General features: G+C 66.9%; 14 protein-coding genes and 2 pseudogenes. 2 read left to right on the forward strand and 14 right to left on the reverse strand.

Going from position 1 to position 12,735, the window contains the following annotated elements; translation table 11 throughout:
• The 10 genes and pseudogenes from ACFQ4H_RS33670 to ACFQ4H_RS33715 all read right to left on the reverse strand — a co-directional run.
• Positions 1 to 220, reverse strand: a pseudogene (locus ACFQ4H_RS33670) (LCP family glycopolymer transferase); the annotation flags it as partial.
• Positions 221 to 351: 131 nt separating this feature from the next.
• Complete coding sequence (locus ACFQ4H_RS33675) at positions 352 to 1,329, reverse strand: NAD-dependent epimerase/dehydratase family protein (protein WP_377579128.1); 978 nt, start codon at positions 1,327 to 1,329, stop codon at positions 352 to 354.
• Between the two features lie 183 nt (positions 1,330 to 1,512).
• A complete protein-coding gene (locus ACFQ4H_RS33680; RefSeq protein ID WP_377579130.1) occupies positions 1,513 to 3,186 on the reverse strand; it encodes a solute symporter family protein in 1,674 nt (557 codons plus the stop codon).
• Positions 3,183 to 3,533: a DUF485 domain-containing protein gene (locus tag ACFQ4H_RS33685; protein WP_377579132.1), complete on the reverse strand. Its 351-nt coding sequence runs from the start codon at positions 3,531 to 3,533 to the stop codon at positions 3,183 to 3,185. Before ACFQ4H_RS33685 ends, ACFQ4H_RS33680 begins: the two co-directional genes overlap by 4 nt.
• A 159-nt stretch (positions 3,534 to 3,692) precedes the next feature.
• Positions 3,693 to 4,244: pseudogene (locus tag ACFQ4H_RS33690) on the reverse strand (flavin reductase family protein); the annotation flags it as partial.
• 72 nt (positions 4,245 to 4,316) lie between these two features.
• Entirely contained in the window at positions 4,317 to 4,907 is a 591-nt protein-coding gene (locus ACFQ4H_RS33695; protein WP_377579134.1) for an SRPBCC family protein, read from the reverse strand.
• Between the two features lie 68 nt (positions 4,908 to 4,975).
• Positions 4,976 to 6,658, reverse strand: a complete 1,683-nt coding sequence (locus ACFQ4H_RS33700; RefSeq protein ID WP_377579152.1) for an ABC transporter permease — start codon at positions 6,656 to 6,658, stop codon at positions 4,976 to 4,978.
• Positions 6,655 to 7,416 (reverse strand): ABC transporter ATP-binding protein, encoded by a 762-nt coding sequence (locus tag ACFQ4H_RS33705; protein ID WP_377579136.1) that lies wholly within the window; start codon positions 7,414 to 7,416, stop codon positions 6,655 to 6,657. The genes ACFQ4H_RS33700 and ACFQ4H_RS33705 overlap by 4 nt, the downstream gene beginning before the upstream one ends.
• Before the next feature lie 179 nt (positions 7,417 to 7,595).
• Complete coding sequence (locus tag ACFQ4H_RS33710; protein ID WP_377579138.1) at positions 7,596 to 7,946, reverse strand: hypothetical protein; 351 nt, start codon at positions 7,944 to 7,946, stop codon at positions 7,596 to 7,598.
• A gap of 330 nt (positions 7,947 to 8,276) precedes the next feature.
• Positions 8,277 to 8,471, reverse strand: a complete 195-nt coding sequence (locus tag ACFQ4H_RS33715) for a hypothetical protein (RefSeq protein ID WP_377579140.1) — start codon at positions 8,469 to 8,471, stop codon at positions 8,277 to 8,279.
• Between the two features lie 266 nt (positions 8,472 to 8,737).
• Here ACFQ4H_RS33715 and ACFQ4H_RS33720 point away from each other — a divergent pair, with 266 nt between their 5' ends.
• Together ACFQ4H_RS33720 and ACFQ4H_RS33725 are read left to right on the forward strand one after the other, a co-directional pair.
• A complete protein-coding gene (locus tag ACFQ4H_RS33720; RefSeq protein ID WP_377579142.1) occupies positions 8,738 to 9,607 on the forward strand; it encodes a helix-turn-helix domain-containing protein in 870 nt (289 codons plus the stop codon).
• A 1-nt stretch (position 9,608) separates the two neighbouring features.
• Positions 9,609 to 9,788: a DUF397 domain-containing protein gene (locus tag ACFQ4H_RS33725; protein ID WP_377579154.1), complete on the forward strand. Its 180-nt coding sequence runs from the start codon at positions 9,609 to 9,611 to the stop codon at positions 9,786 to 9,788.
• Positions 9,789 to 9,975: 187 nt separating this feature from the next.
• On the opposite strand, the gene ACFQ4H_RS33730 is transcribed toward ACFQ4H_RS33725, so the two are convergent.
• The 4 genes from ACFQ4H_RS33730 to ACFQ4H_RS33745 all read right to left on the reverse strand — a co-directional run bounded on the left by ACFQ4H_RS33730 (position 9,976) and on the right by ACFQ4H_RS33745 (position 12,507).
• Positions 9,976 to 10,509, reverse strand: coding sequence for an FxLYD domain-containing protein (locus ACFQ4H_RS33730; RefSeq protein ID WP_377579144.1), 534 nt, complete (start codon positions 10,507 to 10,509; stop codon positions 9,976 to 9,978).
• Positions 10,510 to 11,084: 575 nt separating this feature from the next.
• Positions 11,085 to 11,504, reverse strand: coding sequence for an Imm1 family immunity protein (locus ACFQ4H_RS33735; RefSeq protein ID WP_377579146.1), 420 nt, complete (start codon positions 11,502 to 11,504; stop codon positions 11,085 to 11,087).
• On the reverse strand, positions 11,501 to 11,983 hold the full coding sequence (locus ACFQ4H_RS33740) for a DddA-like double-stranded DNA deaminase toxin (RefSeq protein WP_377579148.1): 483 nt from the start codon (positions 11,981 to 11,983) through the stop codon (positions 11,501 to 11,503). Before ACFQ4H_RS33740 ends, ACFQ4H_RS33735 begins: the two co-directional genes overlap by 4 nt.
• Positions 11,980 to 12,507 carry a DUF6244 family protein gene (locus tag ACFQ4H_RS33745; protein ID WP_377579150.1) on the reverse strand — a complete coding sequence of 176 codons (528 nt, stop codon included), beginning with the start codon at positions 12,505 to 12,507 and terminating at the stop codon, positions 11,980 to 11,982. The genes ACFQ4H_RS33740 and ACFQ4H_RS33745 overlap by 4 nt, the downstream gene beginning before the upstream one ends.
• Positions 12,508 to 12,735: the final 228 nt, after the last annotated feature.

Raw genomic sequence — 12,735 nt, forward strand, 5'->3', positions numbered from 1 at the left:
GACCGGGACCCCCGGGGCCGCTGGGGCCACCGGGTCCGCCGCCGTAGGTGCGGCCGATCGGGTCGTGCTGGCGGGGGGCGCCCGAGACGCTGGCCCGGCCGGATATCCGTCCGCCGTCCACCGTGCCGGGCCCAGGCACGGAGGCGCGTCCCGAGGGGGTGGCGGACCCCCGGTGGTAGGCGTTGGCAGGCAGAGAGCCGGCAGGCATCGACGCTGACATGCCATTCAGGGTACGTAGCGTGGCCAACAACAGCCCATTCCCGATCGGCTGGTGTCGAGCCCGGGAGAGTCCGAAGCCGTCGGTTCGACGCCCTGCGTACCGTCAGCCGGGCCGCTGCGTCGGCGGCGCTTTCAGCTCAATCGCTGGCTGAAATGCTCGATTGTGCGGCGAAGTCCCTCTTCCGGGCCCACCGTGGGCGTGTAGCCGAGCCGCTCCTGGGCCAGGGTCAGGTCCGGGCGGCGCATCTCCGGGTCGTCGGCGGTACGGGTGAGATACGTCACCTCGGAGCTGCTGCCGGTCAACGACACGATCAACTCGGCCAGTTCACGCATCGACAACTCGTGCTCGGTGCCACAGTTGATCGGTCCGGTCTCGGTCGAATCGAGCAACAGCAGGATGCCGCGGACCAGGTCGTCGACATAGCAGATGGAACGGGTCTGTGCGCCGGTTCCGTGCACGGTGATCGGCTCGCCACGTAGCGCCTGGGTGATGAAGGTCGGGATGGCCCGGCCGTCGTCCGGACGCATCCGCGGACCGTAGGTGTTGAAGATCCGGACGATGCCGGCATCGAGGCCGCGGTAGCGGTGGTACGCCATGGTGGCGGCCTCGGAGAAGCGCTTCGCCTCGTCGTAGACGCTGCGGATGCCGATCGGGTTGACGTTGCCCCAGTACGTCTCGACCTGCGGGTGGATCTTCGGGTCGCCGTACGCCTCGGAGGTGGAGGCCAGCAGGAACCGGGCACCGTCGGCGACGGCACGGTCCAGCAGGTGCAGGGTGGCCAGCGAACCGACCCGGAGGATCTCGATCGGCAGCGTGGCGAAGTCCTTGGGACTGGCCGGGGAGGCCAGGTGCAGGATCGCGTCGAACCGCTCGGCGATGGCCGGGTGGTGGTTCGGCAGTCCGTCGGAGACGTCCGCCTCCACCAAGGTGAACCGCTCGTGGTCGGCCAGGTGGGCGACGTTGTCCTTCGAACCGGTCACGAAGTTGTCGACGGCGACGACCGTGCACCCCCGGTCGATGAGCACATCGATCAGGTGAGAGGGGACGAAACCGGCGCCTCCGGTGACGAGGATGCGATGACCTTGCCCGAAGCGCTGCGCTACCACCATGCCCGTCAGCCTACTCAGTTTGCTGATCTCCGGCCGGGCCTGGGCCGGAGCATCAGCAAACGGACGGTCGGATGGTGGCACCGGTCGTGCCGGGTGGGGATGGTGGTGCCGGGTACGGGGGAAACGGGACCACCACCCGTACCCGGCACTCTGGCGGCCCCATACCGGCCGCCGGATGACAGGTCAGTGTGCGCCGGCACCGGTCAGGGCACGCACCTCCAACTCGGCGTACTTCTGTTCGTCGGTCTCCTTCGAGATCAGGGTGCCGATCCAGCCGCAGAGGAAGCCGAACGGGATCGAGATGATGCCCGGGTTGGACAGCGGGAACCAGTGCCAGTCCGAGTCCGGGAACATCGAGGTGGGAGCTCCGGAGACCACCGGCGAGAAGAACACCAGGAATACGGCGGAGATCAGGCCGCCATAGATGGCCCAAACCGCGCCGGAGGTGTTGAACCGCTTCCAGAACAGGCTGTAGATGATCGCCGGAAGGTTCCCGGAGGCAGCCACCGCGAAGGCCAGCGCCACCAGGAACGCCACGTTGAGGCTCTGCGCGTAGATCGACAGCACGATGGAGATCGCGCCGATCACGAATGCCGAGATCCGGGCGACGTTCACCTCCTGCCGTTCCGAGGCCTGCCCACCCTTGATCACGTTCGCGTAGAAGTCGTGGGCCAGGCTGGACGAGGAGGCCAGGGTGAGGCCGGCGACCACGGCCAGGATGGTGGCGAAGGCCACGGCCGCGATGATCGCCAGCAGCGCCGCACCACCGATCTCGCCACCGAGGAAGTCAATGCCGAGTGCCTGGGCCAACTGTGGGGCTGCGGTGTTGCCGGCCTTGTCCTGCTCGGTGATGGCCGTGCTGCCGACCAGGGCCGCCGCGCCGAAGCCCAGGGCCAGGGTGAACAGGTAGAAGGTGCCGATGATGCCGATCGCCCACAGCACGCTCTTGCGGGCCGCCTTGGCGGTCGGCACGGTGTAGAAGCGGATCAGGATGTGCGGCAGGCCGGCCGTACCGAGCACCAACGCGATGCCGAGCGACAACAGGTCGACCTTGTTGTAGAACGTCTGGGTGGCGTTGCCGGCCACCTCGACGCCGTACCGCAGCCCGGGTTCGAGGAAGTCGTCCGGCTTTCCGGAGGCCGCAGCAGCGTCGCCGAGCAGGGCGGACAGGTTGAACTTGTAGTGCGCCAGCACCATCAGCGTCATCACCAGGGTGCCGCCCATCAGCAGCACGGCCTTGATGATCTGTACGTAGGTGGTGCCCTTCATGCCGCCCACCGTGACGTAAATGATCATCAGAGCGCCGACCAGGATGATCGTGGCGACCTTTGCGGTTTCCGCACCCATGCCGAGGAACGTGGTGCCGGGCCGGATGCCCAGCAGCAACGCCACCAACGCGCCCGCGCCGACCATCTGCGCCAGCAGATAGAAGATCGAGACGGTGATGGTGGAGACGGCGGCGGCGGTACGCACCGGCTTCTGCCGCATCCGGAACGCCAGCACGTCGGCCATCGTGTAGCGGCCCGAGTTGCGCAGCAGTTCCGCCACCAGCAGCAGGGCGACCAGCCAGGCCACCAGGAAGCCGATCGAGTAGAGGAAGCCGTCGTAGCCGTACAGCGCGATCAGACCGGCGATGCCCAGGAACGAGGCCGCCGACATGTAGTCGCCACCGATGGCCAGACCGTTCTGGAAGCCCGAGAAGGACCGGCCACCGGCGTAGAAGTCGTTGGCCGTCCGGGTCTGTCTGCTGGCCCAGACCGTGATGCCCAGGGTCACCGCCACCAGGACCAGGAACAGGACGATGGTCAGGGTACGGGCGGTGCCGTTGTTGGCCGTCGCAGCCAGAATGCCGTTCATCGTGACTCCTCCCCGTCTTCCAGTTCCGCCCGGATCCGGTCCGCGACCGGGTCGAGCCGGCGGTCGGCGTACCGCGAGTAGAGCCAGGCGATCAGGAACGTGGAGACGAACTGGAGCAGCCCGAAGACGAGCGCGACGTTGATGTTGCCGACCAGCTTGGCGCCCATGAAGCCGCGTGCGTACGCGGACAGGATCACGTACAGCGCGTACCAGAGGAAGAACGCCACGGTCATCGGGAACACGAAGCGACGCAGGGCCTTGCGTAACCCGACGAACTCGTCGGTCCGTTGTACGGCCACGTACCGGTCCGTCGTGACGGTGGCCGGCGTAGGAGTGTCCGTCGACATGCGCGAATCACCACCTTCACAGGTGTGGGGAGTTTCGCGCACGGTAGGAATTCGTGCCGGCTCCCCGGAAGGGTGATCCGAGCCCTGGTCGGTGGCTGCGCCGAACGGGCCGCCACGTGCGCTAAGTGACCCAGGTCACGTCGCCCAGTGGTCGGTGGTTCAGCCGGCCAGCTCCCGGTAGCGCCCTCGGTGGTGCAGCAGCGGCGCGGTGTCGCCGGACAACTCGACCACCTCGATGGTGGCCTCGACCAGCAGCGCCCAGCCGTACTCCCGGGCACCGTCCAGCCGGCAGCCCGCCCAGCCGCCCCCGTCGGCGGGAACCGGCCCGTACGGCGTTTCGGTCCAGTCGCCCGTCGCGAACAGCCCGCCCGGCGCGGGGAACAGGCCGGCGAACCGGTCGGCGAGTTGCCGGTGTCCGGGATGCAGTGTGGTGACCGCAAACCGGCCGGTGGCCGAAGCCGCCGCCCACAGGTCCGACTCCTCGTCGATCAGGCCGAGCAGTCGGGCGGGTTCGCCGTCTGCGACGAGGGTCGACGAGACGGTCAGCCCGGCCGGTCCCGGAGCCGTCCAGAGGGTCACCGTCGAGGCCAGCCGCCCCCGCAGTCGACGTACGGGGGAACGCTCGTCGACGGGCGTGGCGAACGGGTCGGTGTGGTGGATCTGGGCACCCGGTTCTGGATTCACGTGAAACATTCTGTCCCGCCCGCCCCGCCGTGAGCAGGGCGGAGGCCCGTTGCGAGCGCTGTGTCCACGCTGCTGAGCGCGGCGCGGACGAGGAGCGGGTCAGGTTTCGTCGGACGGCGGGTCGCCGAGCGTCTGCCGGGCGGCGTCGACCTCGGACGGTGCGTGGCCGAGCGTCTGCCGGGCGGCGTCGACCTCGGACGGTGCGTGGCCGAGCGTCTGCCGGGCGGCGTCGAGCACCACCGGGTCGGTGCAGCCCCCGGCGTAACCGGCGATCCGGCGCCGGATGTCCCGGCGCAGCAGCCAGACCCCGATCCGGTCGGCGATCGGCCGGATGAACCCCGGCCGGCAGCGGAAGCTGTACCGCCAGGTGGCGATGGTGTGCCCTGGTTCGGTGGCGGGCGCGAACCGCCAGCCACCGGCGAACATCTCGAAGAACCAGGGACCGTGCACCATCTTCATGCCGACGTGGCTCGGTGGCGCGAAGGAGACGTACTCGCTGACCATGCCCAGCCCGTGCCGGGAGCGGGTGAAGGTGCGTACTCCCTTGCCGGGGCGGGTCGCGCCATCGACGAAGTGCTGCTTGCGGACGAACGGATCCCACCGGTACCGGACCGGCGCGGTGGTCTGGGAAACGGCGAAGGCCAGATCCGGGGGGACCGGAACGGTGGTCACCGCTTCGACGACAGGCATCGGCCCATTGTCGGTGACGACGGCAAGCCGCAGAATGCCTGACCTGCTCGGCCGTCGTCACCGACCCGTCAACGGCGCGGGGTGACCGTGCTCAGCAACTCGGGCATCCGACGGTCGAGCACGTCCCCGGCGAGATAGGTCCCGAGCAGCGCTGCGCCGACGCCGTACGCCAGCCCGACCGGCAGGGCCAGCCACAACCAGACGTCACCGAGCAGGGCGGTCGCTATCACGGCCGGGATGCCGAGTACGGCAGAGGCCAGCATCGCCACGAAGCTCAGCAGACTCTTCGTGATCCCGGCACCGGTGTTGATGGCGAATGGGTTGCTCGTCTCCGGCAGGGCGTACGCCCCGAGGATCGACGTGTAGACGGTGACCGCCAACCCGGCCCCGTACGAGGCGAACAGGGTGCCGGCGGCGACGCCGAACCAGCCCGGTTCCCGCAGGAAGAACGGCAGGACGACGGAGATCACGACCAGCAGCGGCACGATGTAGAGGGAGAAGGCGACCACCCGGGCGCGTAGTTCCATCCGCCCGGACACCCCGGCGATCACGTTGGCCGCGTAGGCGCTGCCGTCGAAGCCGAACTGGTTGGCCAGTGTGATCGCCGCGAGCGTGCCGACGAAGAGCATCGACAGGCTGAGCATCGTCGGTGAGGCGTCGAAGTCGGCCCCTTCGACCATGCCCTGGCTGCCCACGTTGACCATCACCGGTACGAAGACACCGACCACGGCGATGGTGATCAGGTTCGAGCGGCGACGGGCGTCCCGCCACCAGTACCGGGCCTCCCGGGCCACCAGTGCCCCGTACCGGTCCCGCCTGGTCCAGAACAGGAACCGGGGAAAGAGCTGCGCCACGGCACCGCCGGGCAGGGGCTTGCCGGTGGCGGCCGGACCGGCGCTGGCCGCCCCCACCATTGCCGACTCCAGTGACCGGGACCACCACCAGAGCAGCGCCACGATGGTTGCCACCGCGATCAGCAGCTTGACCAGTGCGGCCCAGGTCCGGCCCTCGGCGACGTCGATGCCGGCCGTGTACGGCGCGGCCAGCGGCGTCCAGCCGACGATCCGCGCCACCGCCGGCAGACTGTCCAGGTCGGCCCGGCCAGCGGTGCTGGTGAGCGCGATCTGTACCGGGCCGATCAGCGCGGCCAGCACCGCCAGCAGGACCGCCGCCAGGTCCCGTACCCGACGGGATCGCAGCATGGTGGCGAACGCGCTGGTCATGGCCCGGCTCACCGCGACACAGATGAGGAACCCGGTGATGGTGCCGAACACGGCGACCACGGCGGCCGACCAGCCACCCAACACGCCAGCCGTGACCACCAGGCCGAGGGTGGCGATCAGTGTGGCGATCGCCGGGATGCCGATCAGCGCGGCGGCGAACAGGCCGGTCACCAGCGTGCGTCGGTGTAGTGGCAGCAGCGCGAAGCGGGCCGGGTCGAGCGACTCGTCGACGCCGAAGAACACCAGCGGCAGGAACAACCAACCGAGGACCAGCAGGCCGCCGCCGAAGCCGGCGACGGTCATCGCCACGTCCGGATTGTCGGCCAGACCTGGGAGGGCGAAGAGCAGGAAGCCCATCCCGGCGAACCAGAGGCCGAAGAACGCGCCGAGGATGAACAGCGCGATCCGCCAGCCCTGGCCGCGGAAGTTGTTGCCCAGGATCCGCAGCTTGAGGCGTACGAAGTGTCGGGCGCGGACCGGTCGTACCGCAATGACCTGGTGGTTCGCCGGCGTAGTGGTGGTGCTCACAGCCACGCCAACTCCTCGCCGGTGGCGGTACGGCCACCGACCACCTCGACGAAGGTCTCCTCCAGCGAGCGTCCGCCGCGCACCTCGTCGAGCGTGCCGACCCGCTTGATGGTGCCGTCGGCCAGGATCGCGATGTGGCTACAGAGCCGCTCGACCACCTCCATCACGTGGCTGGAGAAGATCACGGTGCCGCCGCCGGTGACGTACCGGTGCAGGATGTCGCGGATCAGCGCGGCGGAGACCGGGTCGACCGCCTCGAACGGCTCGTCGAGCACCAGGAGCCGGGGACTGTGCAGCAGGGCGCAGGCCAGGCCGATCTTCTTCTTCATTCCGGCGGAGTAGTCCACCACCAGGGTCCGTCCCGCGTCCGCCAGGGCGAGTACGTCGAGCAGTTCCCGGGCCCGCTGGTCGACCACCGCCGGGTCCATGCCCCGGAGCAGACCGTGGTACGCCAGCAGCTCCGCCCCACTGAGCCGGTCGAAGAGCCGTACGCCGTCCGGCATCACGCCGAGCAGCTGTTTTGCCTGCACCGGATTGGCCCACACGTCGTGACCGAGCACCCAGGCACCACCGGCATCCGGGCGGAGAAGCCCCACCGCCATGGAGAGCGTGGTGGTCTTGCCGGCGCCGTTGGGGCCGAGCAGGCCGTAGAACGAACCGGCCGGGACGTCGAGGTCGACACCGGACACGGCGACCTTGGTGTCGAAACGCTTGACCAATCCGCGTAGGGCGAGGGCAGCAGGCTCGGGACTGTGCATGAACCGACCGTATCCGGAACGGGCACCCCTGCCGCTCCGGCCACGGTATGACGTCCGGCTCCTCTTCCAGTAGGACGCCGACCTCCGTCCGTACGAGCGCGGCCGTGTAGGTAGGGGCTGGTCAGGGAGCGGCAGTGCGACGTACGGGCCGGACCCGGGTGTGGCGGCCGTGTGGCTGTTCACGGGGTCGTGGGTGTGGTTGTCGGTGGTCTGGTTACGGTGCCGTCCGTTCTCAGGGCAGTCATGGAGACGTAGTACAGCCGTGGGCCGGACGGGTAGGGCGGTGGTTCGTCGTCCCAGCCGCCCACCAGGGCCATGATTTCCCCGTCGATGACGGTGATCGATCCGGTGTCGTGTACCCGTAGACGTAGGACCCTGGGCGGGTGGTCGTAGTCGGGGCCGGTGTCGCGGTACTGCCCCTGCGGTACGACGATCGTGTCGCCGCGTTGGACCAGTTGGGTCAGCTCTCGGCGTAGCTTTTCCGCCTCGTGTGGGGGTTGGCTGAACACCTGCACGAAGGTCGGTTTCATTTCGTGGCTGCCCTGATCGAGCGTGTGATTGCGTCTCGTTTTACCCGTATCTCGACGCACGGGGTGTGGTTTTCGGTGTCCGGGCTGGTGCATTTCAGTTCGTGTCCGACTATCCACACGGAGGTTTCTGTCGCGGTGGCGGTGTCGGTGTGGGCTACCGACACGATTACGTATCTGAAGTAGGTGGGGTCGTTGCCGTTCGGGTGGTACCAGTCGTCGGGGTGTAGATAGAGCCGGGTACCGGCGGGGATGGGAGGCAGGGCGGTCACTGGTGCCCTCCGTTCCGCCGGAGTGGGTGAAGACGTCGACGGCGTCCAAGCCGGGCCCACATCAGATGAGCCGCCGGTTGAAACGGCCACGCTCGATCAACGTGGGGTGCACGTTGTTGGTCGGTGTGTTCGCGTCGGACGTCGTCTCCGAATCGGGCTCGGATTCTGACTCGGATTCTGGCTTGGATTCTGGCGTGGGATCTGGCTGAGGGGTGGGGGTGGGCGGCACTGGCTCGTAATCGCCGCTGTAGACCATGGTGGATCTCCTTCGAATGAGGTGAAGGCAGGGCGGGGCCACCGCGTAGCTACGGGGAAAGCAATTCGGTGACCCCGAGCAAGCGCGCTCCCTTGTCGCGGCCTGGCGGCTACCGCGCTTGCCGGATCCGAGTTTTGCGGCGGACGTCTGCCACTGCAATAAATAGGCGCGAGATTTGCAAGAAAATATTGACAGCGGCGCATGCAAGACGATAGGAGTGTCTCGAACGAAACGTGTGCAAACATGAATCCGAGATGGGAGCGGCCATGGCCGACGGATCATCAGTCCCACGTCGTCAGTTGGGTAGGCATCTACGGCAGGCACGGGAGGAGGCGCAGATCAGCATCGAGGCCGCAGCGAGCGAACTCGAATGGTCGAGAGCACGGATGTATCGGATCGAGGGCGGCCAGGTGTCGATCAGGAGCCTGGACGTGAAGCAGATGTGCAGCCTCTACGAGGTCACCGACGAGCTACGGGATGTGCTGGTCAGCCTGGCCAAGGAGTCCAAGGCGAAGGGCTGGTGGCACGCGTACGGGGCCGTCATCCCGTCCTGGTTCGAGCTGTACGTGGGGCTGGAGGCCGCCGCGTCGGCGATCCGCTCGTATGAGTCGGCGCTGATTCCGGGGCTGTTGCAGACGCGGGAGTACGCCGCTGCTGTGTTCCGCAGCAAATTTGGAAACACCGACGCGGTGGTGGAGCAGAAGGTGGCGCTCCGGCTGGAGCGGCAGAAGCTGCTCACCCGGCGGCGACCGGCTGCGCCCACCCTGGACGTGATCATTTCCGAGGCGGTGCTGCGCAGCCCGATCGGCGACCGGGACGGGTGGCTGGCTCAGCTCGCACACCTGGTCAACGTGCGCCGCAAGGGGCTCAGCGTGCGGGTGCTGCCGCTGTCCGTGGGACCACACTGGGCGTTGGCTGGCGGCGCGTTCGTGATCCTGGAATTCCCGACGGCCAACGGTCGGGGGGAACCGACCACGGTCTACAGCGATGGCCTGACCGGTGGGCTCTACCTGGACCGTCCGGACGAGATTGCGGCGTACGATAGGGCATGGCAGGTGCTCGACGCGCTGGCGCTCAGCCCGGATGAGTCGGACGACCTGATCGCGATGATCATCAAGGAGGGCGTCGATGCGTGACCTGACTGGCGCGGTGTGGCACAAGAGCAGCCGCAGCGATGCTGACGGCAACTGTGTCGAGGTCGCCGACAACCTGCCCGGCGTCGTCTTGGTCCGCGACACCAAGGACCGTGACGGCGGCACCCTCGCCTTCGGCCCGGCCGCCTGGCAGGCGTTCGTCGAGCTGACCAAGCAACACTGACGACAGACTTCGCAACGCCCCCGTTCCGGTTCTGCCGGTGCGGGGGCGTTTTGCGTACGACAGACCGACGACAGGAACGTCACCTTCCCGTTGCGTTGCCGCTCCCGGCTTTGACGTTCCATGGCGGAACGGGCGGATGGTGGCTGGGACGCGGGCAGGCGAACGACGGCGCCTGCCCGTACAGCCATCAGTCGACTGATGTCACCTTGCACTGCGCCCCAGATCCACCAGGGCCAGTCGTAATCACGAACGTGTCACCCTTCACGGTCGTACCCGGCCCAACTGAGCTGACAAAGTCGAACCCAGTGCCAACCTGGACTCCGGCAGCGTCGACCACCTCGAACTTCACGCTGTAGCTGTCCTGGCTATCCGAGTTGTTCTTGATCGTGTATTCGATCGTTGCCGATTTCGTTTCATCACTGACCTGGCATGAAGTAATCACCACTGTCGGATCAGGGCGACCAGCCTCACTGACCGCGCCCAGGAAACCGCCGAAGACACAGAACAGAATCGGCCCAATGCAGCACACCAGGATTACAGCGGAGATCACCAAGATGAGAATGCCGCCGGACATGTTCAGGAACTTTCTGCCGTCGTCCTGCTTCGGCGGACCAGGCCACGGTGGCGGAGGCGGACCAGGTGGCGGGTAGTAGCTGGGGCTGATCGGCTGACCAGAAACCGGCGGCTGGGGTTGCTGCCCATACGGATCGTTGTATGTCACCGTTGCATTGTGGCCACTATGCGCAATGTGGTCATCACCCATCGGTGCCGGACACCGGGACGGTTGGCCACAAGCAATCGGAGATACGCACGCCACCCATCGGCAACCCAATCAACAGGGTCGGGGTGCTGTCGTGGCTCGGGGTGGAACCAGCCTTCTGGGCGAGGGGCTCGGGCGGTGCTTGCTCAAAACCGCCCTGGACCGGCTGGCCGGGCTCGATGCCCGGGAGGTGATTCTCTACGTTGACGATGATGCGTCCGACGACGACCCGGAACGGTCCCGGACCGCCGCCAACGCCACTGGACGAGCGGGCTGGCTTCATCGAGGTGGACGGCTCTGGTCTTACCATCTCACCTGCTGACCAGAAACATGCCGTGCTCACTTCGCTAACCGGGAATCCACACGCCACGGCTTACGCCTGCCAGGACTCCGCCGCCGCCACCATCAACCGAGTCGCCATGTCAGTGCAGGACGCGACTGCCTTGCTAACCAGCAGGCCGTGTTCCACGGAAGTCATCGCCGCCGGCACGCCGCTCCTCGTTCGAAGAGCATGCCGAGGATGTCGTGTCCCTGCTTTACCGATCACTCGCATCGGGTACGTGAGGCGGCTGGCCGCCTGTCTTGAGGAAGGTGGCTGCTGCCCGTATTGCTGTTTCGGGCCGGATTCGTAGATACTCGGCGGGGTATTCGGTGGGTACGCCGCCAACGTCGAAGCTGACTGCCTCGCTTGGTGCCTGGGCTGTCGGATCGCTGAGGTAATCGCCGTCGTCGGCGATGTGTACCGCGAAGGCGTGGGTGGGGTGACCGAGCCCGATCTGCAGGCCGGGTGGCAGTTCATCAGGATCGTCGGCCGATTTGCTGAAGATGGTGACCGCGACGGGCTCCCTAGCCTCATGGATTTCGTGGAGTAATGCCTCCAGGGCTGCGGGGTCGGTCAGGTCGACCTCGTGGTTGTTGCGGTGGTCGCCTCGGTCGTATGCCCACGTCACCTTCATGCAATGGCCTTTCCGTTGCCGGTGTAGGTGCGCCATAGACGTACCTGCCCATCATCGTCGCGTACATATACGGTCAGCTGTGCACCAATTGGTAGCAGCCGAGAGAGGATCTTCTCGCAGCCGTAGGGTTCGTAGTCGCACGGCGGGTTGTTGATCAGCACGACTGCCTGCGTGACCTGTTCGCGGCGCATCCGGGCGGCGAGCTTGGCCTCAAGATGGTCAGTCGTGGTGGCAATGAGTTTGTAAGCCGGTTTGAGGTCGGCCGCGGCGGCCGGGTCCCGGCCTGATTTCATCGGGATTCGCTCGCCGTTGATCAATGCCACGCCGGATGTAGGGTCCTTCGCTTGTCGCCGAGGCAGGTCGCGTGCGGCTTCCGTCAGCCAACCGGGGAGCTGCTCTGAGTCTGTAGGTGCTTGGGTGGGGCTGGTAGAGGTGTCGGGCGTGGCGGGCGGTCGGCTGATGCCGCCGCCCGTAGTCAATTTCCCAGCTCACCGACCTGCTGGGCTTGCGTCAGTGCCGTTTCGGCATGGTGTCGTGCTTCGCCTTCCCTGGCCCTGATAGCCGCGAGCCTCTGATTGAGCTGCTGCAGGCGGGCCAGTGTTGGGCCTGGCTGCCCTCCCTGTAGCGCCGTCATGGCGAGCTGCCGCGCTTCTTCGATCCTGGCTGCCGCCGCCGTGATTTCGTTGTCGACAGAAGAGAGGGCGGCCATCACCGACTTAAGCGCGTCGATGGTTTCCTGCGGTGATGGTTGTTGTGGCACTGAGGCAATCGAGCGAGAAGCTTCTCGCGAGACCCCGCAGACCGTCGTCAGCTGTGCACGCGCCTGCCCGATCGCCTCGCGTACCCGAGCCAGCCCTACCGTGATGCCCACGAAACCTGCTGCGGCGGCCCGGGCCGCGATCTGCTCGACAGTTTGGTCGACCGCAGCGGCCTCCTGCTGTGCTGCGTCGACACCCGCGTGGATCGCCTGCAGGTCACCACTGATGCTGTCGGTCAGAGACATGGCCATCCCTCATTCGGACCGCTGCTGTGCCTCGTGGAACGGTGGCAGCCTAGGGGTCAGGATCGATCGGGCACAACCCACGCATCAGACGACACTGTCCACCGCAAGGCGGGACCACCAACCATGTGCCGCCTAGTGTTTCGTGATCCTGATCGGTTTACTTTGAGTTGTTTGCCACGAGTTTCTTGATGTTGGTTTGAACGAGTTGGACTTTGGCGAGGATGTCGT

The organism is Micromonospora sonneratiae (assembly GCF_042679305.1).
GTDB classification, from domain to species: domain Bacteria; phylum Actinomycetota; class Actinomycetes; order Mycobacteriales; family Micromonosporaceae; genus Micromonospora_H; species Micromonospora_H sonneratiae.